This window comes from Thauera humireducens (assembly GCF_001051995.2).
GTDB classification, from domain to species: Bacteria; Pseudomonadota; Gammaproteobacteria; order Burkholderiales; family Rhodocyclaceae; genus Thauera; species Thauera humireducens.
Window position 1 is genome coordinate 2,789,881 of record NZ_CP014646.1, and the last position, 23,277, is coordinate 2,813,157.

A 23,277-nucleotide genomic window follows, 5' to 3' on the forward strand; every position below is an offset into this window, starting at 1 on the left:
AGCATTCACACCAGGCCGAGGGCCTCGAGATAGGCGGCCGCCGACGCATCGCGGTTGTAGGCCGCCACGGAGCCTTTCAACGCATCGGCCGGCAAGGGCGCATCGAGGGTACGCGCCATCGCGTCCCCCAATGCATCGGCGTCGCCCACGGCCACCAGGGGGCCAAAACGACCGCCGGCCAGCACCTCGCACGGGCCGCTCGGGCAGTCGGTCGCCACGCTCGGCGTACCCAGCGCCAGCGCCTCGGTCAGCACGTTGGGCGATCCCTCCCACGCCGAACTCAGCACGAACAGATCGGCGCGCGCCATCCACGCATACGGGTTGGGCGTGAAGCCCGGCAGGGCCACGTCCCCGGCCACACCAAGTTCCGCGGCGAGCGCTTCCAGCCGGCCCCGGTGGCGGCCCTCGCCGAGGATCACGAGGCGCGCCGGGCGCTGACGCCGCAGGCGGGCGAAGGCGCGCACCAGGGTCGGGAAGTCCTTCTGCTCGGTGAGCCGGCCCGCGCCGAGGATCAAGGGTTGCGCGCGGTCGCCGAACCACGGGTGGTCGACCACCTGCGCCGCCTGCTCGGCCAGCCGCGGCGTCACCACCGGATTGCGGATCACCTGCAGGCGCTCGCGCGGCAGGCCGGTCAGGCGCACCGTGTCCTCGAGCACGCCGTCCGACACGCACACCACACGATCGACCGAGGTGTAGAGCAGCCGCATCGGCGCCACCCTCAGCCAGCGGGCAATGCCCGAACGCCCCTCGAGTGCAGCCGACAGGTTCGTGCCGAGCCGGCCGACGATGCGCACCGTGCTGCCGGCAAGGCGGCGCGCCATCACCGCGGCCCGGATCGCCCTGTCCTTGGCAGCGAGCAGCGCATCGGGCCGGTTCTCGCGCAGGTAGCGCGCCAGCGGCCACACCGCCAGCCCGCTATGGCGCACACCGAGGTCAATTAGGCGTACCCCGGGCGGCAGCGTGCCGAGATGCGCGCTGTCGGCACGGATCGCGAGCAGGTCGACCTGCACGCCGCGCGCGGCGAACCCTTCGATCAGGTTCAGCACCATGCGCTCGACGCCACCCTCGCCAGAGAACGAGATGAACACCGCCAGACGACTCATTGGAACTCCCTGAAGCCAAGCGCGGCAAGGTAGGCGCGGGCGCTGGATTCGTCCGTGTACCCCTGCACCGCGGCGCGCGACGCCGCGGCGGAGGTCGGCGCGTCGAGCTGCCGCAGCAGGCCCGCCGCCAAGGCATCGACAGCGCCCACCGGCACCAGCGGACCATGACGGCCCCCCTCCAGTACCTCGCGCGGCCCGCTCGGGCAGTCGCACGCCACGCTCGGCACCCCCAGCGCCAGCGCCTCGATCAGCACCACGGGCATCCCCTCCCAGCGCGAGGTCAGCGCGAACACGGCCGCACGCGACATCCACGCATAGGGGTTGGGGCAGAAGCCGGGCAGCGCCACGTCGGCCGAGACGCCCAGTTCGACCGCCAGCTTCTCCAGCTCTCCGCGGCGGCGGCCTTCACCGAGAATGAGCAGGCGGCAGGGGCGCTGCGCACGCACGCGGGCGAAGGCACGCAACAGGGTGGCGAAATCCTTGCGCTCGGAAAGTTCGCCGACCCCGAGGATCAGCGGCGGCTCGCCGGCGCCCAGCCACGGATGCTCGACCGCCTCGGCCGCCCTGGCGGTCATCGCCGGGGTGATGATCGGGCTCGGGACGACGCGGATGTGATCGCGCGCAAGGCCCGTATAGGCCGCGAGATCGTCGGCCACCCCGCGCGAAGGCACCAGCACGGCTTCGGCCGCCGGATACATCCAGCGCATCGACGTGCGCTGCAGCCAACGCTCGAAGGCGCCGCGGCTCGCCAGATTGACCGACACCGTCGTGCCGAGGCGCACCCCGACCCGCGTGGGCACATGCGCCATCCAGCGCGCGAACAAGGCCGCGCGGTTTACGCGGTCCTTGTCCGACAGCATCGCCTGTGGCCGCTCGCGGCGCAGGTAGCGGACCACACCCGGAATCGCCGTGTTCACGTGACTCACGCCCAGCGGCAGGTAACGGACGCCGTCGGGCAGCGCATCGAACCTGGGTCCATGTCCGTCCACGCCGAGCACGTCGACCCGCAGGCCCAGGCGTGCAATCGCCGGCACCAGATTGCGCAGCACGCGATCGACGCCGCTGTGGCCGGAGGTGGCCGCGAAGATGGCGAGATCGGTGCTCACGCGCGCGCCTCCCCGCCGGCCAGCAGGCGCTGGAACAACTCGTGGTATCGCCGGGCGCAGGTCTCTACGGTGTATTCGCGCACGGCTTCGCTGCGCCGCTCGACGTCGCCGGGATGGTCCAGCGTCGCCGCCATCGCCGCGGCCAGGGCATCGACATCATCGACCGGCACCAGCGGCGCCACCTCGCCGCCGCGCAGAATCTCGCGCGGTCCGCTCGGGCAATCCGTCGCCACTACCGGCACGCCGATCGCCAGCGCCTCGGTCAGCGCATTCGGCGACCCCTCCCAGCGCGAGGAAAGGACGAACAGACCGGCACGGGCAAGATAGCGGTAGGGATTCGCATCGAAGCCCGGCAAAGCGAAGTCCTCCGCAACACCGAGCCGCGCCGCCTGCTCGCACAACTCGCGGCGCAATCGGCCCTCGCCAAGGATCATCAGGCGACACGGACGCCCGGCGCGGACGCGGGCAAACGCGGACAACAAGGTGTCAAAGCCCTTCTGCGTGCGCAACCCACCGACGGCGATCACCACCGGCGGTTGCCCGGGGGCAAACCAGGGATGGTCGAGCGCCTCGGCCGCATGTTGCCGCAGGGCCGGCGTGACGACCGGATTCCGGATCAGGTGCGTGCGTTCAGCCGGCAGGTGTGCAATGGCGGCAATGTCGCGTACGACGCCCTCTGAATTGCCAACCACCGCTGCCGCTGCGCCGTATGCGCCGCGGATCAAGCGGTAGGCGCGCCAGCGCTTGAGTACATTGCGCTGGGCAAGGCGCTCGGACACCGTCGTGCCCGGCCGCATCACGAGCTTGAACGGCACGCCCGACAGACGCCGGGCCAGCACCGCGGTCCGCCCCGCCTTGTCCTTGCCGCACAGCACGAAATCGGGACGGAACTGCTTGAGGTAGCGGCGCATGAAAGGCTGGATCTCGAACACGCCCGAGCGCCCCGACTCGACCAGGCGGACGCGCCGGTCGAGTTGATCCAGATAGGGCTCGTGCCGCGACCGCGTGACGAAATCGACCTCCACGCCCAGATCCGCGAGGCCACCCGCGAGATTCACCAGCATGCGCTCGACGCCGCCATCACCGAACGAGGGCATGAAAATAGTTAGGCGCATCCACGGGCTCCAGACGAAGGGCGAAAGTATACCGGAACCCTCCGCGCTCAGTTCATGCCGCCTCGGGCCTCTCAGGCGTGCGGCTATAATCCCGCTTCTTTGTCCCTGCCCGTGGGCGTGATGCCGCCACAGATCATCTACCTTGCCCGAGGTCGCCCACAGCGGCCGCGGGCCAACCTGATCCAGACCCTGCATACCGTCGAGGCCCTCGGCGTGGCCGGAGCCAAGGTGCGCCTGTATGTCCCGCCGGTGCCGCGAGGGTTCGACATGGCAGACTTTCTGGCTGGCATGGGCATTCGCCACCCGATCGACATCCACCCCACCTGGATGCTGCACAGCCGCTGGAAGGGCTGGCCGCTGGCGCTGCTGCAGCGCGGGGCCCTGCGCCGCGCCGACGCGGTCTACACCCGCGTGCCCGATTTCTCGCTGCTGCTGGCCCGCGCCGGGATTGCGCACTTCCTGGAAGTCCACGACACGGCCAGCCTCTCGGCCGAAGGCCTGATCGCACCGCTCCTCGCCGCGCAGGCAAAGGGCCTGCTCAGGGGGCTGACCGTGATCACCGCCGCCGGCCGCGACGCGCTGGCCGATGTGGGTTTCGATCCCTCGCGCATTGCGGTCCTGCCCAGCGGCGTGGATCTGGAGGCCTTTTCCCGGGTACCGTTGCCCTCCGCCGACGATTTCGCCCATCCCAGGCTCATGTACGTTGGTCGGATCAGCGCCGACCGCGGCCTGCCCCTGTTCGAACGAATCGCATCGGCTGGATTCCCCCTCGTCCTCATCGGCCCGCAGGACGGCACGGTGAAATGCAGCGCGGAGAACCTCGCGCTCGAGCCCGCCATCCCCCACGCCGCCGTCCCGTCCGCACTCGCACGGGGCGCCATTGCGCTGATGCCCTATCAGACGGACCTGCGCCACGCGGCAACGATCAGCCCGATCAAGCTCTTCGAGGCCATGGCCGCCGGGCGACTCGTCATCGCCTCCGACCTGCCACCGATCAGAGAGGTCGTCCGGCACGGCGAAAACGGCCTGCTGGTCCCGGCTGACGATCCCGTGGCGTGGGTTGAGGCTGTCCGCCGTGCCCAAGGCGCCCCAGGCCACGCGGTGGCGATGGCAATGAAGGGCCGGGAAACCGCGGCGGAGTATGACTGGGGCACGCGCGCAAGACGGTTGCTGACGTTTTGCTGCCCCGATCACCCACAAAGCCCGTCCGACTGACAATACCGCGTCAAACGCCGCTTCATGACCAACTCAATCGGCCCCAGCCACCGCTCGATCTTTGCTCGCCTATCGCCTGCAAGCATCCGCGCGTGGTCGACCAGCCTAACCGGCACCCGGCTTCTCGGAGCAGTCGCGCTGTTGCTGTCGATGATGCTCGCAGCGAGCATGGGCGAGATCATCAACCGTGACGGCATCATCTATGTCCGGTCAGCTCAAGCGTTCCTCGATGATGGCCTGAGCGCCGCCATGGAGGTGTACAACTGGCCAGCCTATTCCATCCTCATTGCACTTCTTTCGGGCATGAGTGGTCTTTCGCTCGAAGCCGCTGCCCATTTGGTCAATGCGGGCTTGATGGTCCTGCTACTGGACTCCTTTATCCGCCTGTGTAGGCAGCTCGATCCCGTCAGCGCGAGACCATGGATCGCTGCGCTGGTGTTCCTGACCTTTCCGCCGCTGGCGCACAGCCTGGAGATTTACCGGGACTGGGGCTACCTCGCCTTCGCAATGTTCGCATTCACTCACCTGCTGCGCTTCTGGCAGGACGACGTTGGACAGATCAAGGATGCGCTGCTTTGGCAAGGCGGGATGTTCGCAGCCACCCTGTTCCGCGTCGAAGGTGCGGCCCTCCTTGTACTCGCTCCGCTCGCTCTGATTTTTCAAGCCAGACCATGGCGCGCGCGAATGTGGCGGACGTTTCTTGCAAGTTCGTGGTCGTTACCTGCCCTGCTCCTCGGCATCGCCCTGCTCGCCTTGGGCGAAGTCCAGCTGGGCAAGTTCAGGGATCTGCTCGTCTATTCAAATCCGAGCACCGTATTTGGCGCGTTCAACGACGTCGCACAACAGTTCTCATCAGCGCTAAACAAGTACAGCGACGACTTTGCTCCACATATGCTGGCCAGCGGCATCGTCACCGTGGCCACGTGGATGGCATTCAAGAATCTTGGCGCATTCATTGGGTTGATCACGCTCTTTGGCGCGTACCAATTCGGCCTACCTCGCCAGAACGGGCATCGGTTGATCTATGCGCTGATCGGCATCGTCACCCTCATTGTCATTACGTTTCTCGCGGCTCGCTTGATCATAGTCGGGCGTTACGCGCTGCTTGCGTCATGTCTGCTGATGACGATCACAGTCTGGGTGTCGACCCGCTTGTTCGAAGCAAGCAAGCGCAATCGACGCGGCTATCGGTGGGCGTGGCTTGTCGTATTCACTGGACTGGTTATCGGCGCCCTGGTCAACATCGGCGCACGCCCCGACTACAAGGCGTACATCCGCGACGCCGGGCAGTGGATAAAGCACAGCGTCCCGGCCGATACGTTGGTCATCACCAACGATTTCATCATTGACTACTATGCTGAACGCCCCCACGGCCCCAAGCTCGACAGGCTCGACAAGGTACGTGACCACTTGGCGGCCACTTCGCCACCCTACTATGTGGTGCTGCGCATCAAGGACCACGACATGGACGAGGCGCGTGCCCTATTCGCGACAGATCCAGCCAAGGAGTTCAGAAGTTCGCGCGCGCCGGAAGGCATCCTCATCTTCCATGTCGAAACGCCCTGAGCCAAGCCCTGCCATGAACCGCCTCCTCATCGTCCGCACCTCCGCCATCGGCGACGTCGTCTTCGCATCGCCCTTCGCTGCGGCGGTCAAGCGCACGTGGCCGCAGGCGCATGTGGCGTGGCTGGTCGAGCCGGGCATTCACGAGCTACTCGCGGCCGATCCCTGCATCGACGAGCTGATCCTGTGGCCGAAAGGCGAGTGGAAGCAGCTCTGGCATAACCGCCGGTACGGAGAGCTGTTCCGACGCATCCGCGCGTTCCGCGCCCTGTTGCGGGCAAAGCGCTTCGACACCGCCATCGACATGCAGAGCCTGCTGAAGAGCGGCCTGCTGACCTGGCTTTCAGGCGCCCCGCGCCGCATCGGGCTCGGCTCGCGCGAAGGCAGCCAATGGCTGATGACCGAGCGCGTGCCCAAGGGCGGCATCGCGCGCCGTATCGGCTCCGAGTACCGCTATCTGGCCGAACAGCTGGGCCTTGATGCCGGCGAGTTCTTGCCGCGGCTGTGTGTCGGCGACGATACCGAGGCCAAGGCGCAGGCGCTGATGGCGGCACACGGCCTGGCGCCGAAGCGGTTCGCCGTGTTTGCCCCCTTCACCACGCGACCGCAGAAGCACTGGTTCGAGGACGCCTGGCAGGCGCTGGCGCCAAAGGTGCGTGACGAACTGGGGCTCACGCCCGTCATCCTCGGCGGTCCGGCGGACCGCGAGGCCGCGGCGCGCATCGCCGGAAACACGCCCGGGGTGATCTCGCTCGCCGGCGCCACCCGCCTGCCCGAGGCGGCCGCGCTGATCCGCCATGCCGGCCTGCTGGTCGGCGTAGACACCGGACTCACCCACATGGGCACGGCCTTCGCCACCCCCACCGTTGCGCTGTTCGGCTCCACCCGCCCCTACCTCGACACCGGCCGCAGCAACGGCCGCGTGATCTGGCTCGGGCTGCCCTGTTCGCCCTGCCGCCGCCGCCCGACCTGCGACGGCGCCTTCACCTGCCTGCGCGAGATCACCGCCGACCGGGTCATGGACGAGGCTCGCGCCGTGCTCAGCGTGGAACACGCATCATGAAGGTGCTGCACGTCGAAGCCGGCCGCCACCTCTACGGCGGCGCCAAGCAGGTGCTCTACATTGTCGAGGGCCTGGCCCGGCGCGGCGTGGAGAACCTGCTCGCCTGCCCGACCGGCGCCCACATCGCAAGCGCCGCGGGTGCCCATGCCCGCGTGTTCGAGATGCCGATGAAGGGCGACGTCGACATCGGCCTTGCCTTCCGCCTGCGCCGCCTGATCGCCACCGAGCGCCCCGACCTCGTGCACATCCACAGCCGCCGCGGCGCAGACCTTTGGGGCGGGCTGGCGGCGCGGCTGGCCGGCGTGCCCTGCGTGCTGTCGCGCCGTGTGGACAACCCCGAGGCACGCTGGGTGGTGGCGGCGAAATACCGGCTGTACGATCACGTGATCACCATCTCGGACGGGATCCGCGACGTGCTGCTGGCTGAGGGTCTCGCACCCGACCGGGTGTCCTGCGTGCGCAGCGCGGTCGACCCGGCACCCTACCTGATCGACTACGACAGGGCCGGCTACCGGGCGCAACTCGGGCTGCCCGCCGATACCCTGCTCGTCGGCATCGTCGCGCAGCTGATCGCGCGCAAGGGCCATCGCCACCTGCTCGCGGCGCTGAAGGACGTCCTGCCTCACCACCCCCACCTGCAGGTGCTGGTCTTCGGACGCGGCCCGCTCGAGGCGGAATTGCGCCAGGCCATCGTGGACCAGGGCCTCGCCGGCACGGTCCGCCTGATGGGCTTCGTCGACAACCTGCCCGACATCCTCGGCTGCCTCGACCTGCTGGCGCACCCGGCCGACATGGAAGGCCTGGGCGTGTCGCTGCTGCAGGCCTCGGCAGCGCGGGTGCCGATCATCGCGAGCCGGGCCGGTGGCATGCCCGAGGCCGTGCGCGATGGCGAGAACGGCCTCCTGATCCCGCCGGGCGACGTCCCGGCCCTGGCCGCGGCCATGAACCGCCTGCTCGGCGATGCAACCTTGCGCGCCTGCATGGGCGAGGCTGGCCGCGCCCTGGTACTGCGCGAGTTCTCGACCGAGGCGATGTGCGACGGCAACCTCGCGATCTACCGCAAGGTCCTGGAGGAACACCGATGAAATCGCTGCACATGATCGGCAGCACGCACATGGGCGGCGCCGAGCGCTGGTTCACGCGCTTTCTCGCCGCCATGCTGCGCCAGGGCGAGGACGTCGAGGCTGTGGTGCGACGCGGGTCCGAACTCGCCCAGCATCACCTCGCCGGCATTCCTCATCACGAGCTGCCGTTCCGCACCGTCTGGGATCCGTTTTCGCGCCATGCCGTGTCGCGGCTCATCGCCCGCAGCGACGCGCCCATCGTGCAGACCTACATGGGTCGCGCCACCCGCCTCACCCATCTCAAGCGCGGCCGCGGCAAGGTGCATGTGTCCCGCCTTGGCGGCTACTACAAGCTCGCCCCCTTCCGCCACGCCCATGCCTGGATCGGCAACACCAAGGGCCTGTGCGACTGGATGATCCAGGGTGGCCTGCCCGCCGAGCGCGTGTTTCACATCACCAATTTCGCCGATCCGGCCCGTGCGGTGGCCGCGGACGAACTGCATGCCCTGCGCCAGCGCATCGGCGTGCTGCCAGAAGACTGGATCATGGTGACCGCCGGGCGGCTGATCGACGTCAAGGGACACCGCTACCTGGTCGACGCGCTCAGCAGCCTGCCCGCCGAGATCGACGGCCAGCGCCTGCGGCTGGTGGTCCTGGGCGACGGCGACCTGGCGGCGCCCCTTGCCGAACAGGCGCGCCAGGCGGGCGTGGCCGACCGCATCCTGTGGGCGGGCTGGCAGCATGATCCGGCGCCCTGGTTCCACGTCGCCGACATGGTGGTGTTCCCCTCGCGCGACGCCGAGACCCTGGGCAACGTCATCCTCGAAGCCTGGGCCTATGGCAAGCCGCTGGTCGCCAGCGCCTTCCGTGGCGCGCGCGAGATCACCCGGCCTGGCGAAGACGCCTGGGTCGTCCCGTGCGACGATGGTGCGGCGCTTGCGGCCGGCATCGAACACGTCATCCGCAACCCCGGCCTGCAACGACAGATGGTGGCGAACGGCCTCGCCCGCATCGAGCGCGACTTCTCCGAGACCGCGGTGATCGCACAATACCGTGCGCTCTACGCCCAATTGCTCGACAATCGCTGAAGTGGCACGACCCCCACGCTCACTTCGTTCGCTGCCCCCCGAGGGGGCGCAGGCCTCCCTTGGGGCGGCCCGGCGGGAGGCCTGACATGGACACCGGCATCAACATCCTCATGTACCACCAGGTCGGCGAGTTCGCACCAATGAAGGCGCACCGCTCGACCTACTGCGACCATCGCCGCTTCGCCCGCCAGATGGCCTTTCTGGCGCGCTTCGGCTACACCGTGCTATCGATGGACCAGGTGTTGGCCTGCCTGCGCGGCGAGGCGCCCGTCCCGCCCAAGGCGGTAGCGCTGACCTTCGACGACGGCTACGAGAACTTCTACGAGTACGCCTTCCCGGTGCTGAAACAGCACGGTTTCCCGGCGATGGTGTACCTGATCTCGGGCCTGCTCGGCCAACCCTCGAGTTGGTTCGCCAAGGACGGCCGCGACACCCCGCCGCTGATGAGCGCCGAACGCGTGCGCCAGCTGCATCGCGAAGGCATCGACTTCGGCTCGCACTCGGCCACCCACGTCAAGCTGGCCGAACAGGACACGAACCGCATCCGCGAGGAAGTCACCCGCTCCAAGCGCGAACTGGAAGACGTGCTCGGCGCCGCGGTCGCGCATTTCTGCTACCCCTACGGCAGCCACGACATGCGTGCGGTCGAAGCCGTGGCCGAAGCCGGCTACCAGTGCGCAACCACCTGCGTGCGCGCGCCCGCGACGACCGACGACGACCCGCTGACCCTGCCACGCAAGGCCGTGTCCTGGGGCGACAACCTCATCGGCCTGTGGTGGCGCCTGCACATGAAGAACACGCCCAAGCAGGCACCGATCAGGCGGCCGGACAGCAGCTTCAGCGCAGCAGGCAGTCGGTAGGCAGGTCGATCGCGCCGGCTCGGCTGGTCCTCAGTTGCCCTACTCCTCGCCCCCTACGGCCTGCAGCCGCGCATAAGGGCCGCCGCGAACAGACAGCTCGGCATGCGTGCCGCGCTCGACGATGCGGCCGTTCTCCATCACCAGGATCTGGTCCGCCTTTTCGATCGTCGACAGCCGGTGCGCGATCACGATCGTGGTCCGCCCGACCATCAGGCGCTCGATCGCCGCCTGGATCAGGCGCTCGGACTCGGTATCCAGCGCCGAGGTCGCTTCGTCGAGGATCAGGATCGGCGCGTTCTTCAATAGCGCACGCGCAATTGCCAGCCGTTGCCGCTGGCCGCCGGAGAGCATCACGCCGTTCTCGCCGATCTCGGTATCCAGCCCATTCGGCAGCCGGTCGATGAACTCCTTCGCCGCGGCGGCCTCCACCGCCGCCTCGATCGCCTCGCGCGGCGCGTCGGCCAGGTCGCCGTAGGCGATGTTGTTGGCGACCGTATCGTTGAACAGCGTCACCTGTTGCGACACCAGCGCCACGTGGCGGCGCAGGTTGCGCAAGGTGTAGTCGCGCACGTCCACACCGTCGATACATATCTCGCCGCAGTCGTGGTCGTAGAAGCGGGTGAACAGGCTGGCGAGCGTGGACTTGCCGCTGCCCGAGCGCCCCACCAGCGCCACCATCTGTCCGGGCTGCACGTCGAATGAAAGCTCGTGCAGCACCTCGCGCTCCGTTCCCGGATAGCGGAACGACAGCCCGCGCACCTCGATGCGGCCCTCGACCCGCTCACGCACGACCGTGCCCTGGTCAAGCTCCGAGGGCTCGTCGAGTTGCTCGAAGATGCTCTCCGCCCCTGCCACACCCCGCTGGATCTTGGAACTCACCTCCGACAACTGGCGGATCGGCTTGGGCAGCATCGCAGCCGCGGTGATGTAGGCGACCAGGTCGCCCGCGCTCGCGTCGCCGCGCAGCAGCAGCACCAGGAACAGCACCACCGACATCGCCGAATAGATGACGACCTGCAGAATCGGCGTGTAGGTCGCGTTGGTCTTGCCCATGCGCAACTGCTTGCGCGTGTTGTTCTCGCTCGCCTCGCGGAAACGGCGGGACTCGTAGTCCTCCCCGCCGAAGCTGCGGACCACCCGGTAGCCCTGGATGGTCTCTGACACCACATGGGTCACGTCGCCCATCGCACGCTGGATCTTCTTCGCCTGCTTGCGAAACTTGCGCGACGCCCGCGACACCAGCACGCTGATCACCGGCAGCACCGCCACCATCACCAGCGTCAGCTTCCAGTTCATCCAGATCAGGTAGCCGAACAGGAAGACGACGCTGAGCCCTTCGCGGATCACGATCTTGATCGCATCGGTCGCCGCCGCGGTCACCATCGTCACGTTGAAGGTGATGCGCGAGATCAGGTGCCCCGAGTTGTGCCGGTCGAAGTAATGGTTGGGCAGCCGCAGCATGCTGTCGAACAAGGCCAGGCGCAGGTCATGCACCAGTCCGAGCGACACCTTGCTCATGAAGTAATTGCCCAGGTAAGACCCCACCCCCTGCCAGATCGCGATCAGCACGATCATCACCGGCACGGCCTTGACGAGGTCAACGCCGTCAAGGAACGGCACGCCGAGCTGCAGACCCTCCGTCGCCCCCCCCAGGCCATCGACGAAGTACTTCATCACCCCGGCCAGCATCGGCTGGGACGAGGCGAAGATCATGAAGCCGAGGATGCTGACCGCGAACGTGCCCACGTACGGGCGCACGTAGCTGAGCAGGCGGAAGTAGATGCGCAGGCTGGAGGGGGGTGTTGCCTGAAGGGGTGTCATTGGAGCCTGAAGCGGGGAAAGCCATCATGGGCGCACTCGCCCGGGCCTGAAGCCCACGTGCGGCGCGCAAGGACGCACATGATAGCGCCGGAGACGGCGGGCCAGAACCGGCGCGGTTTTGGCGATTTGCGCACCCCTAGTTTTGTGCAGTTTATATCTCTCGCTGCAGGTGCGATAATTCCAGCTGTCGGATACCAGCTCCCCGCCACGCAGACCTAGAATAATGACATCAGCCTTTTATATATGGGTCGGAGCTGTCATCTGAAAACGACTTACAACGGATGCGTCTGCTGCAGTTGTGCAAGCTCTGCTTCTGCGCAGTCCAATTAAACGGGATTAATTATGGGCTATTTGATCGAAAAGTACACCGAAGAATATTTTCTCCGAGAAGGCGAATCTGGCCAGGTACTTCACTATGGCGTAGAAGGAGTTGAGTCGTTTCGGCGAGGAAATCTGCGCGAGCATGACCAAGAAATCCTTGAGCATATTAATTTTAATGGCGCACGTGTTCTTGAGTTCGGATTTGGTCGCGGAGAGACCATTAAATATGTATGGGAACGAAAAGCCGCCAGCTATATTGGAGTTGACTTTTCTGAAGCGGCCTGCCGCATTGCGAGGGAGTTTCTAGAACGCTACGCTATTTCAGGGCCGACGATCTATCAGTCGGATGCCTTGGACTTTGTGCGGGCCTATGCAGGCGGTCAGATTGGCAACGCCTCTGGCCAACTTGATATCGTGATGATGCTTGACTTCATCGAACATGTACCCCGAGCGGAACTGGTGGAAATTTTAACCGCTCTGAGACCATGCATGTCTGCATCTGCTGTTGTCGTTGTCAATACGCCCGACTTTTTCGTTGATAACGATGTCGTTACGGAGGGTCTTAACGAGCTAGGGCGCGATTCATCGGATTTTGTAGCCGAAACACAGGGAATGCATTGCAATCGTTACACCCTCGACAGTCTACGCCAGTTCTTCGCTGGCCTTGGGTATCTCGCGGTATCGCGTGGGCATTATTTCGTTCTGGCGACAACACCGCAGAATAACTGGCTGGGGGAGTTGAGTTACCGGCAACTGTGGAATGAAGCGCGGGATCGCGGTTGCAGGTTGGCTGGCGCGTGGCCGCGCGAGAGCTTTGAAGTTCCTTACCCAGTTGCCGAAACACCCGAGCTTAAAACCTTTGGTGAAGGGAATCTTTCGGGAGTTTCCCTATACGTCACGAAGAGTTATGAAGAATATTACCGGAACGGCAACTATGACGATTTCTTGTCTGAGTACCTGACCCGCTTCGATTTGTCAGGCCAAACGGTGTTTGATATCGGCGCTTTCGTCGGAGCAAACACTCTGCAATTTTCTCGCATGGTCGGAGAGGGGGGACTAGTCTGCTCCTTTGAGCCCAATCCCTTTAATCGAGATCGCCTGCGCCTCAATTTATCAGAGAATCCCCACCTTGATGAGCGCGTAAGGGTCTTCCCGTTTGCGGTATCTGACCAAGAAGGGCAGATTAACTTCCGGCTTCATCGCAATGTGGATGCGGGAATCAGCAGCGCATCATACATCGATGGCGCTCATACCACGATGACGGACGTCGAGTTGTCAAACTTCGGATTCACAGATGTTTCCGTGGACGTCTGCACGATTGATGAGTTTGTCGAGCGGACTGCTTTTTCGCCAAAATGCATCAAGCTGGACATTGAAGGCGCAGAACATCTCGCGCTATTTGGGGCGGCGAAAACGCTGGCCACACATCGTCCGATTCTTTTGATCGAACTGCATTCGACCTTCTGCGCAGCAACCGTTATCAATACTCTGGCAAAATTTGGCTACACGAGTGAAGTGTTGTTCGTTGAGCCTGATGGCCGCTGTTTCATTGGATCAAATTCAGCGGCGCCAATTGATGCAAAACCTGAAACAGGGGTTTTGCAATTGAAGTTTGACACTTTGCGTGCCGAGATGGCTCACATACGGCGAAAGTCTGAGGCAGACGCCGCGCGCCTGAGTGCTTCGACCCAGGAGTGTTCCAGTCTGAAGCTAGAATTAGCCGGGGCAAATGATCGCGTGCGAGAATTAGAAGTTCAGCAGTTGGATTTGCAGCGCCGCTTTAACGAGCAGCAGGTCATATTGGCTTCGGTCCAGGCTAACTTGTTGCGCTATCAACTCTTCCCCATCATACGGCTAGCCCGCAAGATCAAGCGGATTTTCAGCGGGAGCTAACAAGACTAGCGATTCGGCAGGCACCCCTATGAAAATAGCGACAGGGGGACTGCCGGGCCCCGCCACCTCTATCTGTGCCGTATGCATGTAACTGCAATTCTTTTTGGAATGCTTTTGTGATACTTAAAAAAATTTCCAAGTATTTGCCGGTTTTTTTTGACTTGGTTAAGTCTGATTTTCAGCGTCGCTACCTTGGAACATATCTTGGGGCATTCTGGGCAGTAGCTGCGCCATTTTCAATCATTGGCGTATTGCTGTTCGTTTTCAATGTGGGTTTTCGCTCTGGCCCTGTAGCTGGCGTTGATTTCGACGTTTGGCTCGTATCAGGCCTAATAGTCTGGTTTTACATCAGCGACGCCATCGTTTCGGGAGGCAACTCCATAACGGAATATGGCTTTCTCGTGAAAAAAATTCGATTCATGACCGAACTGCTGCCGGTCGTTAGAATTACATCATCTCTTTATATTCACTTGATTAATTTTTCTCTTCTGTTGGTTTTGCTTCTCTTTCGCGGGCATTATCCAACCTTACATTGGGCGCAGCTTCCGTATTATTTTGTCGCCCTATATATTTTTGTCCTAGCGCTTGGAATGATCGCTGCCGTGATACAGGTTTTTGTGAAAGACTTCGGCGGAGTAATCGCAATTCTAATGCAGATCGGATTCTGGGCAACACCGATTTTGTGGGACGCCAAGATTTTGCCAGATCATTTTAGATTCATAGTGACGTACAACCCTGCTAATTACCTTGTTCAGGGCTACCGCGAAACCTTGTTGTTTGAAAAGTGGTTTTTCGATCGTCCGCTAGAGAGTTTATTCTTTTGGGGGCTGACCTTGGCGCTCTTTACCGTCGGGCTCACACTATTTAATCGAACCAAACATCAATTTGCAGACGTACTTTAATCCTGCCGATGAAAAATGCTATTTCCGTTCGTAATCTGACAAAAACTTATCGCCTTTATCGGTCCAAGGCGGATCGTGCCGTAGATATTTTCCTACCGTTTGGCAAGGTTCGATATCAAAACCATCATGCCCTGCGTGACATTACCTTTGATGTTGATGTGGGTGAGTGTGTTGGCATTATTGGTCGGAACGGCTCTGGGAAGTCGACCTTGCTAAAGATTCTTACTGGTGTTTTGGCGCCGACCCAAGGGGAGGTAAAGGTCCATGGAAAGATTGCCTCTCTGCTCGAACTAGGCGCAGGTTTCAACCCTGAACTGACGGGCCGAGAGAATATTTTTTTCCACGGCACGCTGATGGGCTGCACGCGGAAAGAGATTGAGACACGTCTTGACGAGATTATAGCTTTTGCTGATATCGGGGAGTTTATCGAACAACCGGTCAAGGTGTATTCCAGCGGGATGTTCGTTCGGCTCGCCTTTGCTGTTTCGGTGCATACTGATCCGGACGTCTTGATCGTCGATGAAGCCCTCGCGGTCGGCGATGTACGGTTTCAGAAAAAATGCATCGACTTTATGCGACGCTACAAGGACAGTGGCAAGACCATTTTGTTTGTGAGTCATGACATTTTCACCGTTAAATCTTTCTGCAATCGCCTTGTACTGCTCCATGATGGCCAGATTGAACTGATCGGTAATCCTGACGAGGTGGCCAATCGATATCACCAGATAATGTTCCCAAAGTCGGCAGAAGCACCGACCCATGCCGTGACCTCAGGGGCTCATCTCGATCTAGGCGTCGAAGTCTATGATGGGAGTTACTGGCTAGATGTTGACGTTGATGTTGCCGATCATCAGTGGGGCGACGGTGCTGCTTGGATTAAACAACTACGCGTAGGCGGGATTCGCGAGCCGAATCTTTTCGGATGGCAGGATGAGGTGGTGATCGAGGCTGTGGTTCAATGGAGTCCCGATGCGGCAGGTCGGATATCTCTTGAGCACAACGTCCCTCCGCGTTTATTGATTGGTTACCGTTTTGAAAACAGTCAGGGATGGGTCATAACCAATTTCACAAATGCCATGATTGCAGACGATGCTATTGATGTTGATCTTTTGACGCATTCGAGCTGCCTCATTCGCTGTCGGATTGGCGCAATGCAATTGGCATCCGGGCATTACTTCATTACCCCAGGTATCGCGATCGGCACAAAGGACAATCTGTTTCCAGTTAAGGAATACACCAATTTGATTCATTTGTATTGCGATACAAATGAATCGGTACTTGGGCAGATTATTTTGCCATATGACATTCATGTTGTGGACAAGGCATGACCCCCTTTGGCGAAAAATTAGAACTAATGAAGATCCGGTGGATTGAGCAAACAATATGGATAAGATTCCCGTCGTTTCATCTGCCCCGAGTGCTGTTTCGATTGGGCGACAGGTATGGGCTGACTTCGCCAGGGTTGTCGCCGTTTATGGTGTGGTGCTTATCCACTCTTGCGGTGCTGCGTTTTATCAGTACAGCAAAATCCCACTATCAAGTTGGTTGCAGGCGGTCGTACTCGACTCTGTAGTGCGGAGCGCGGTGCCGCTTTTCGTGATGCTTTCCGGGGCCTTGATTTTCGGCACTGCTGCCAAAGGAGGCACAATTGTTGAAACCATTCATCAAATCCCTCGGCGTCTGATGCGAGTTTTTGTCCCACTAGTTATATGGAGTGGATTGTATCTTTTGTACCTCGCTCAATCTGGGCTTGAGGTTGATATAAAGAGCATTTTGATAAAGCCTGCGATGTACCACCTATGGTTTGGGTACATGATTCTAGGGATTTATTTTTTGTTACCCATTCTTCGCCCGATTTACACATCGATGCAGGGCTCCGTAAGCTTTGCTTCGTATTTCTTTGTCGTTTGGATTGTTTTGACTTCGGTGTCAGTTTACTGGCCGATTTCTTTCCTGTCCCTTCTACAACAAAATAGCCTGTTTGGCTACGGTGGGTATTTCATTCTTGGGGCTCTGCTCGCCACGGTTCAAATACCCTTCTCATCGATTGTGTGGGCAGTAGTTTGGGGGGCTAGTGTCCTGCTGACAGCTTGTATAACTTGGCTCAAATCAGAATCTGCCGGATTGCCAGTAGAAACGGCTTTTGACTATTTTAGTCCAAATGTTGTAGTAGCTTCGGTGGCAGCTTTTGTTTTGTTAAGTCGGATCCGCATTGCCAATCACCTGACCGATTTTATTAAAGCCCTTAGTGACCTGAGCTTCATCGTCTATTTCGTCCATGTATTGGTTTTGGAATATGTCCGCTTTAATCCAATTTTAATACAAGAAACAGAAAAATGGCCCGTAGGGTTGCTCATCATAGCGATTTCGTTAATCACCTTCTTACTTAGTATGCTTATTGCGTCCACTATTCGATTAGCTCCTGGGAGCCGACATGTATTCGGATGATAAGGAGGCGAAGGGCAATGCGTCTGGAGTACTTCCCAACGCCTTCCCGAGACAGCCATCCCGTGGAAGGGTTCTGTTGTTTAGCTATGCCTTTCCTCCGATGCAGGTACAAATGACCCCTGCCGTTTTTAAGCCGATGGCAGCGATCGTTCAGCAAGGCTATGACGTCGATGTCGTATGTGCCGACTCTTTTTGCCGCGAGCTCCCGCTCGATGCAAGTTTGCTACCGCATGCCAAAAAACTTTTTCCGAATATTACCCGCCTTAATCCGCCGGCGGGACTTCTGGGGTGGATTCGAAGGAAGTCTAATGTGCTGTCTCGTATTCCCGATTTAATGACGGTTTTAAGCAGAACGGCTTATGAGCATTTGATGGATATCGACCTTGATCAATATGAATCAGTGATTACCTGGTCGCCGTTTCATTCCATAAATCCCGTAATGGTTGAGGTCAAGAAAGCCAGAAAGAGAGTTCGCTGGATTGCCCAATTCAGCGACCCTTGGGCGGGCAACCCATTAGAGGTCCATCGACTAACTAAGATGTGGAATGCTTACCATGAGCCGCAGACAGTGAGGTCAGCTGATCATATTGTTCACAGCTCTGCGTATTCCCGTAATCTGATGATGGGAAGTCACCCTGATCATCTGAACCGGAAAACCAGTGTTTTGCCACACGTGTTTAACTCCGATCTTTATCCCCAACGCCCCAAAGCGAAAAATGAGAAAATAGTAATGCGCTACGTTGGCGTGTTATATGGACGGCGCTCTCCGGAACCTTTGTTCGCTGCGCTAAACAATCTTTTTGAACGCCGTAGGGATTTGTCAGATCGTTTGGTAGTCGAGTTTGTAGGGCATGTTCCCCAAGCCATGTTGCAAACGGCGGCTGCGCGGGCATTGCCGCCTGGCTGTGTTCGTAATGTTCCTACAGTGGACTACTTGAAGTCTCTGGAGTTGATGTACGACGCGGATATCCTTCTGCTGATCGAGGCTGATATTCGCCAGAATCTGTTTCTCGCTAGTAAGGTGTCGGACTATTTTGGCGCCAATACTCCGATTGTTGGACTGTTGCCACCGGGAGCGTCTGAAGATGCTTTGGCTGGATTGGGGGGCTGGCATGCGCGCCCAAACGATATTCCTTCTATTTCTAATAGTTTGCAATTAGCCTTGTCGCACGTAATTGCCAATAGGGGAGAATCTTGGTGCAACGATGATTTCCGGTTGACCTTTGGGGGTCAATCGGTTGCTGAACGATTCCTCCAGATTTTCCGGGGGTTTTGATAACTATGAAAAAGAAGATTCTGTTTGTTGCGATGCAAATGAGCCAGCACACCGTTCGCTGGATCAATCAGATTTCTGATGCAGGGTGGGATGTTCATCTTTTCCCGGTGAACTATCTCCCGGTGCATGGAGAACTTCGCAACGTTACAATCCATCAGCCGTGGTACGTTGTTAGACCGCGCGTTTTGTTGCAGCGGCTTTTGAGAAGCCCAAAGACGCTATTCCATAATGTCGAGAGCGAGTTACATCCGAACCGTTGTCCGTCCAAGGCAATCTATCCGTTACCAGTTCTTGCGCGATGGCTGCCCTATCTGAATGGATTTAAGCGGGTACGCTTGGGAGAGTCGGACGCTAGCGCACCGTTGCTCTACGGACCCAAAGTGCTGGCTAGGCTAATCCGCAAGCTCAAGCCAGACTTGGTTCACTCTCTGGAGTTTCAACACTGTGGCTACAATGTGCTGAAGGCGAAGGAACTCTATGGCTCGGGCTTTCCGAAATGGTTGGCGACGAACTGGGGTAGCGACATCTATTACTATCGCCAGTTTGAGGATCATCAGAGTCAGATCTCCCGCCTGCTTAAGTCTGTGGACTACTATTCTTGTGAGTGCGAACGGGACGTCCAACTGGCCTTAAAGCTTGGCCTGACCGCACCAGTAATGTCGGTAATGCCAAACACGGGTGGATTTGATCTGAGTAAACTTGAGGGTGTTCGAGCGATTCACCCACCCTCGAAGCGTAGAATCCTCATGGTCAAAGGTTATCAGCATTTCGCTGGCCGGGCGCTGACTGCGCTTGATGCTCTTGAGCGTTGCGCTCAAGAATTGAAGAGCTATCTCGTGGTCGTCTTTTCTGCGTCTCCGGAGATATATGCCCGGGTCGATGAGCTACGTGACTACGTGGGCATCAACATCCGGATCCTGCCTCATACTAGTCACGACGCAATGCTGCGCATGTTCAGTCGCGCCAGGATTTATCTGGGTGTAAGCGTTTCAGATGCCATCAGTACATCAATGCTTGAGGCTATGGCGATGGGAGCGTTCCCGATACAAACTGATACCTCTTGCTGTACCGAATGGATTGAATGTGGGAAAAGCGGCTTTCAGATTCCAGCGGACAATCCAGAAGTGATCGCAGAGCGTATTAAAATGGCATTGGCTAACGATGATTTGGTTGAGGTTGCGGCCGAGTTGAATTGGAAAACAACGCAGGAGCGTCTAGACCGCCGTCTGCTCAGCAAAAAAGCTGAGGGATTTTATCGCGCTATTTTTTCTGCTGAGTGACTCAAGACAACTGGCCTCATGATGCAGCCACCACGTAATAAACTTGTTATTCATGCGCCGAACGTTCATACGGGCGGCGGGCTGGTTTTGTTACGTGCATTACTGCAGTATGAAGCCCAACCCCTTCGCCTCGCATTCCTGGATACGCGGCTCATGCAGAACATGCCAAGGATCACTGAAGCAAAGTTCATATATGTGCGGCGCTCTTTGATTTCTCGTTTGCGGGCTGAGTTACTGCTGTGGTTCAGTGCTAGATTTGACGACACTCTTTTATGCTTTCACGGCCTACCGCCCCTTTTGCCTTATAGGGGATCGGTAGTAGTGTTCCTACAGAACCGTTTATTGATCGAGTGTTGCAGTCTGGCAGGCTACCCATTACGTGTCCGAGTGAGACTTTGGTTGGAACGAATTTGGTGCAGGCTGCTTCAGCGGCGCTGTTCACATTACATCGTTCAAACACCCTCCATGGCTGCCTTATTGAAGAATTGGCTGCGGCGAGATGTGCCTATTTCGGTTATCCCTTTTGCTCCGACAGATCCAGTCAAGTCGCCTACTGGTAAAATCTTTAACGGCTGGAGGTTCGATTTCGTATATGTATCCTCTGGCGAAGCTCACAAGAATCATATGAACCTAGTCGAAGCGTGGCGGCTTCTGGCTGCGTCGGGTTGCAGGCCATCGTTAGCGTTGACCCTGGATACTCAAGCCTATCCCGAGTTGTGCACTCATATTTCACGCGTTGCTGATGAGTACGCTTTGACGGTTACTAACCTAGGTTTGTTGTCTAAAGAAGCGGTCAATAGTTTGTATCAGTCGGTTGGAGCAATGATCTATCCTTCTACCACCGAATCGTTTGGACTCCCGTTAATCGAGGCTGCCAAGTGGGGCTTGCCGATCCTGGCACCTGAGCTCGACTACGTGCGTGATGTGGTTAACCCCACCGAAACCTTTGATCCTAACTCTCCTGTGTCGATCGCAAGAGCGGTCAGCCGTTTTCTTGGTGTTGCCGAAAAACCGATCGAGATCAGGACAGCCGCTGCGTTTCTGGAAGAAGTTTTGCGATGAACGTTTTGCTTTGGAGCCAATACTTCTGGCCTGAAAGTTTCCGCATTAACGAGTTAGCCACTGCGCTCCAGCAGCATGATGTTCAGGTAACAGTCTTGACAGGCAAACCGAATTATCCGGAGGGCGAGATATTTCAGGGATACAGCGCTCTCGGAGTCCAGCGCGAATTATATGCTGGTATTGAGGTGGTTCGGATGCCGCTGCTGCCCCGGGGTAATGGTTCGCCGGTGCGTATGGCGATGAATTATCTTTCTTTTATTTTTTCAAGCACAATCCTTGCTCCGATTGCGCTCAGAAAGCTGCATTTCGACGTCGTATTTGTATATGCTCCGTCCCCCATTCTTCAGGCGCTACCGGCGATCTTGCTTGCGTGGTTAAAGGGGGCACCACTGGTTGTGTGGGTGCAGGATCTTTGGCCTGAAAGCCTCAAGGTGACAGGTTATGTGAAAAACCGCTTGGCGCTAAGGGTCGTGGAGACCTTGGTGCGTTATATCTATCGTCGCGCAGACTCCATCCTGATTCAGTCGGAGGCCTTTCGTGACTCAGTTACGCGTTTGACAAGAGCCCCCGAAAAAGTACGATACTACCCGAATACTGCCCAGCCATTCCAAGATGAGAATGCGGAAATGGTTGAGTCTCAACTTGTTTCCCGAGTCCGCATGTGCTTTTCTTTGGTGTTCGCCGGGAACCTTGGCGCCGCACAGTCGCTGGAAACAATCTTACTCGCTGCTGAATACCTGAAAGACCAACCAGATATTCGATTTTTCATCATCGGAACTGGAAGCCGAGGGGCGTGGCTCACGCAGGAGGTCGTTCGCCGAAAGTTAGCTAATGTGGTGCTGACCGGACGCATGCCCTACGCGGAAATGCCGGCAGTTTTTGCCGCAGCTTCGGCCTTGCTCGTGACCTTAGCGGACTCTCCCGCCCTTGCGCTTACCATTCCAAGCAAGCTGCAAGCCTATTTAGCAGCTGGAAGACCTGTGATAGCTAGTCTTAATGGTGAAGGCGCAAATATTGTAAAGGAGTCTGAAGCTGGATTCACTTGCCCGGCTGGGGACGCAGAAGCGTTGGCGGCTGCAGTGCTGAAGCTCTATGGTTTGGCACCGAGCGAACGAAATCGCATGGGCAGCAATGGTCGCCGCTATTTCGACAAACATTTTGATCCATCAAAGCGATTGAGAGAGCTCATTGAGCTATTTCAGAGCCTTTCAAGAGAGAAGAAGGAAAAGGTGCAATGAGAGTATTGGTTTTGGGTGCATCAGGTATGCTCGGCAACGCAATGTTGCGATCACTTTCAGAGTACGGAGAAATTCAGGCCTTTGGAACTGCGCGCTCTTCTTCTATTCAGCGCCATTTCGCCCGAGAGATTTCTAGTAAAATCATCGCTGGCGTGGATGTTGAAAACCAGGATGCTTTGACACATGCGTTCGCCAAGGTGAAGCCTCAGGTGGTGATCAACTGCATTGGCGTCATTAAGCAATTGGCGGCTGCAGATGATCCGCTTCAGGCACTGCCGATCAACGCCATGCTGCCCCATCGTTTGGCACGACTTTGTGAGCTGAGCGGCGCGCGCTTGGTGCACGTCAGCACGGACTGCGTATTCGCGGGTACCAAAGGTGACTATCGAGAATCAGATCCTGCTGATGCCGTCGACCTTTACGGAAGGTCCAAACATCTAGGCGAGGTAGCCTATCCACACACCGTTACGCTGCGCACATCAATCATTGGAAATGAATTATCTAGCGCGCATGCGTTGCTTGGTTGGTTTTTGGCCCAGGAGGGTCGGGTCAAGGGGTACACCAAGGCTATTTTCTCCGGATTGCCGACTGTTGAACTGGCGCGGGTTGTACGCGATGTGGTGCTGCCGAGGCCTGAGCTTTCTGGCCTCTACCATGTGGCCTCAGCACCTATTGCTAAGTATGACCTGCTCAAACTGATCGCAGATGTCTATGGCAGAAAGATTGAAATCATTCCGGATGATTCGCTGGTAATTAATCGATCGCTGAATTCGGAGCGCTTCAAAGATGCGACAGGTTATGTCGCGCCAACATGGCCAGAGTTGGTGAAGCGCATGTTTGAGTTCAAGTAGGGGAGGTA

At 59.2% G+C, this 23,277-nt stretch carries 19 protein-coding genes; 15 read left to right on the plus strand and 4 right to left on the minus strand.

Features of this window, described 5'->3' with window-relative positions; all coding sequences use genetic code 11:
- Window positions 1-5 precede the first annotated feature (5 nt).
- Genes AC731_RS13105 through AC731_RS13115 form a run of 3 tightly spaced genes read right to left on the minus strand, consistent with a single transcriptional unit; the run spans window position 6 to window position 3,324 of the window.
- A complete protein-coding gene (locus AC731_RS13105) occupies window positions 6-1,103 on the minus strand; it encodes a glycosyltransferase (RefSeq protein ID WP_048706713.1) in 1,098 nt (365 codons plus the stop codon).
- Window positions 1,100-2,209: a glycosyltransferase gene (locus AC731_RS13110; protein ID WP_048706718.1), complete on the minus strand. Its 1,110-nt coding sequence runs from the start codon at window positions 2,207-2,209 to the stop codon at window positions 1,100-1,102. The genes AC731_RS13105 and AC731_RS13110 overlap by 4 nt, the downstream gene beginning before the upstream one ends.
- Complete coding sequence (locus AC731_RS13115) at window positions 2,206-3,324, minus strand: glycosyltransferase (RefSeq protein WP_048706720.1); 1,119 nt, start codon at window positions 3,322-3,324, stop codon at window positions 2,206-2,208. Before AC731_RS13115 ends, AC731_RS13110 begins: the two co-directional genes overlap by 4 nt.
- 120 nt (window positions 3,325-3,444) lie before the next feature.
- On the opposite strand from AC731_RS13115, the gene AC731_RS13120 reads away from it, so the two are divergent.
- The 6 genes from AC731_RS13120 to AC731_RS13145 all read left to right on the plus strand — a co-directional run bounded on the left by AC731_RS13120 (window position 3,445) and on the right by AC731_RS13145 (window position 10,177).
- The gene (locus AC731_RS13120) at window positions 3,445-4,539 is read left to right on the plus strand and encodes a glycosyltransferase (RefSeq protein ID WP_048710124.1); all 1,095 of its coding nucleotides are present in this window, start codon (window positions 3,445-3,447) and stop codon (window positions 4,537-4,539) included.
- Window positions 4,540-4,563: 24 nt separating this feature from the next.
- Complete coding sequence (locus tag AC731_RS13125) at window positions 4,564-6,105, plus strand: hypothetical protein (RefSeq protein ID WP_156480712.1); 1,542 nt, start codon at window positions 4,564-4,566, stop codon at window positions 6,103-6,105.
- A 13-nt stretch (window positions 6,106-6,118) separates the two neighbouring features.
- Window positions 6,119-7,165: a glycosyltransferase family 9 protein gene (locus AC731_RS13130; protein ID WP_156480713.1), complete on the plus strand. Its 1,047-nt coding sequence runs from the start codon at window positions 6,119-6,121 to the stop codon at window positions 7,163-7,165.
- The gene (locus AC731_RS13135) at window positions 7,162-8,250 is read left to right on the plus strand and encodes a glycosyltransferase (RefSeq protein WP_048706728.1); all 1,089 of its coding nucleotides are present in this window, start codon (window positions 7,162-7,164) and stop codon (window positions 8,248-8,250) included. Before AC731_RS13130 ends, AC731_RS13135 begins: the two co-directional genes overlap by 4 nt.
- On the plus strand, window positions 8,247-9,317 hold the full coding sequence (locus AC731_RS13140; protein ID WP_048706731.1) for a glycosyltransferase: 1,071 nt from the start codon (window positions 8,247-8,249) through the stop codon (window positions 9,315-9,317). Before AC731_RS13135 ends, AC731_RS13140 begins: the two co-directional genes overlap by 4 nt.
- Before the next feature lie 86 nt (window positions 9,318-9,403).
- Window positions 9,404-10,177: a polysaccharide deacetylase family protein gene (locus AC731_RS13145; protein ID WP_048706733.1), complete on the plus strand. Its 774-nt coding sequence runs from the start codon at window positions 9,404-9,406 to the stop codon at window positions 10,175-10,177.
- A 39-nt stretch (window positions 10,178-10,216) separates the two neighbouring features.
- On the opposite strand, the gene msbA is transcribed toward AC731_RS13145, so the two are convergent.
- On the minus strand, window positions 10,217-11,998 hold the full coding sequence (gene msbA / locus AC731_RS13150; protein ID WP_048706734.1) for a lipid A export permease/ATP-binding protein MsbA: 1,782 nt from the start codon (window positions 11,996-11,998) through the stop codon (window positions 10,217-10,219).
- A 342-nt stretch (window positions 11,999-12,340) separates the two neighbouring features.
- Here msbA and AC731_RS13155 point away from each other — a divergent pair, with 342 nt between their 5' ends.
- From AC731_RS13155 to AC731_RS13175, 9 genes are all read left to right on the plus strand, one after another.
- Entirely contained in the window at window positions 12,341-14,212 is a 1,872-nt protein-coding gene (locus AC731_RS13155) for a class I SAM-dependent methyltransferase (RefSeq protein ID WP_082794326.1), read from the plus strand.
- A 116-nt stretch (window positions 14,213-14,328) separates the two neighbouring features.
- A complete protein-coding gene (locus AC731_RS13160; RefSeq protein ID WP_048706739.1) occupies window positions 14,329-15,114 on the plus strand; it encodes an ABC transporter permease in 786 nt (261 codons plus the stop codon).
- An 8-nt stretch (window positions 15,115-15,122) separates the two neighbouring features.
- A complete protein-coding gene (locus tag AC731_RS13165) occupies window positions 15,123-16,442 on the plus strand; it encodes an ABC transporter ATP-binding protein (RefSeq protein WP_082794328.1) in 1,320 nt (439 codons plus the stop codon).
- A 55-nt stretch (window positions 16,443-16,497) separates the two neighbouring features.
- Window positions 16,498-17,562 carry an acyltransferase gene (locus AC731_RS19620; RefSeq protein ID WP_082794329.1) on the plus strand — a complete coding sequence of 355 codons (1,065 nt, stop codon included), beginning with the start codon at window positions 16,498-16,500 and terminating at the stop codon, window positions 17,560-17,562.
- Window positions 17,563-17,674: 112 nt separating this feature from the next.
- Window positions 17,675-18,838, plus strand: coding sequence for a glycosyltransferase family protein (locus AC731_RS19925; protein ID WP_156480714.1), 1,164 nt, complete (start codon window positions 17,675-17,677; stop codon window positions 18,836-18,838).
- Window positions 18,839-18,843: 5 nt separating this feature from the next.
- Complete coding sequence (locus AC731_RS13170) at window positions 18,844-20,118, plus strand: glycosyltransferase (RefSeq protein ID WP_082794330.1); 1,275 nt, start codon at window positions 18,844-18,846, stop codon at window positions 20,116-20,118.
- A 465-nt stretch (window positions 20,119-20,583) separates the two neighbouring features.
- Window positions 20,584-21,180, plus strand: a complete 597-nt coding sequence (locus AC731_RS20070) for a glycosyltransferase (RefSeq protein WP_169800064.1) — start codon at window positions 20,584-20,586, stop codon at window positions 21,178-21,180.
- Entirely contained in the window at window positions 21,177-22,418 is a 1,242-nt protein-coding gene (locus tag AC731_RS19630; protein ID WP_082794332.1) for a glycosyltransferase family 4 protein, read from the plus strand. The genes AC731_RS20070 and AC731_RS19630 overlap by 4 nt, the downstream gene beginning before the upstream one ends.
- A complete protein-coding gene (locus AC731_RS13175; RefSeq protein WP_048706744.1) occupies window positions 22,415-23,269 on the plus strand; it encodes a dTDP-4-dehydrorhamnose reductase family protein in 855 nt (284 codons plus the stop codon). The genes AC731_RS19630 and AC731_RS13175 overlap by 4 nt, the downstream gene beginning before the upstream one ends.
- Window positions 23,270-23,277: the final 8 nt, after the last annotated feature.

Excerpts from the sequence above, each read along its gene's own strand:
- AC731_RS13155 (WP_082794326.1), top strand. The coding sequence starts at position 12,341 with ATGGGCTATTTGATCGAAAAGTACACCGAAGAATATTTTCTCCGAGAA.
- AC731_RS20070 (WP_169800064.1), top strand. The coding sequence starts at position 20,584 with ATGGCTGCCTTATTGAAGAATTGGCTGCGGCGAGATGTGCCTATTTCG.
- AC731_RS13165 (WP_082794328.1), top strand. The coding sequence starts at position 15,123 with ATGAAAAATGCTATTTCCGTTCGTAATCTGACAAAAACTTATCGCCTT.
- AC731_RS13170 (WP_082794330.1), top strand. The coding sequence starts at position 18,844 with ATGAAAAAGAAGATTCTGTTTGTTGCGATGCAAATGAGCCAGCACACC.
- AC731_RS19925 (WP_156480714.1), top strand. The coding sequence starts at position 17,675 with ATGACCCCTGCCGTTTTTAAGCCGATGGCAGCGATCGTTCAGCAAGGC.
- AC731_RS13130 (WP_156480713.1), top strand. The coding sequence starts at position 6,119 with ATGAACCGCCTCCTCATCGTCCGCACCTCCGCCATCGGCGACGTCGTC.
- AC731_RS13135 (WP_048706728.1), top strand. The coding sequence starts at position 7,162 with ATGAAGGTGCTGCACGTCGAAGCCGGCCGCCACCTCTACGGCGGCGCC.
- AC731_RS19620 (WP_082794329.1), top strand. The coding sequence starts at position 16,498 with ATGGATAAGATTCCCGTCGTTTCATCTGCCCCGAGTGCTGTTTCGATT.
- AC731_RS13140 (WP_048706731.1), top strand. The coding sequence starts at position 8,247 with ATGAAATCGCTGCACATGATCGGCAGCACGCACATGGGCGGCGCCGAG.
- AC731_RS13120 (WP_048710124.1), top strand. The coding sequence starts at position 3,445 with ATGCCGCCACAGATCATCTACCTTGCCCGAGGTCGCCCACAGCGGCCG.
- AC731_RS13105 (WP_048706713.1), bottom strand. The coding sequence starts at position 1,103 with ATGAGTCGTCTGGCGGTGTTCATCTCGTTCTCTGGCGAGGGTGGCGTC.
- AC731_RS13115 (WP_048706720.1), bottom strand. The coding sequence starts at position 3,324 with ATGCGCCTAACTATTTTCATGCCCTCGTTCGGTGATGGCGGCGTCGAG.
- AC731_RS13175 (WP_048706744.1), top strand. The coding sequence starts at position 22,415 with ATGAGAGTATTGGTTTTGGGTGCATCAGGTATGCTCGGCAACGCAATG.
- AC731_RS13145 (WP_048706733.1), top strand. The coding sequence starts at position 9,404 with ATGGACACCGGCATCAACATCCTCATGTACCACCAGGTCGGCGAGTTC.
- msbA (WP_048706734.1), bottom strand. The coding sequence starts at position 11,998 with ATGACACCCCTTCAGGCAACACCCCCCTCCAGCCTGCGCATCTACTTC.
- AC731_RS19630 (WP_082794332.1), top strand. The coding sequence starts at position 21,177 with ATGAACGTTTTGCTTTGGAGCCAATACTTCTGGCCTGAAAGTTTCCGC.
- AC731_RS13125 (WP_156480712.1), top strand. The coding sequence starts at position 4,564 with ATGACCAACTCAATCGGCCCCAGCCACCGCTCGATCTTTGCTCGCCTA.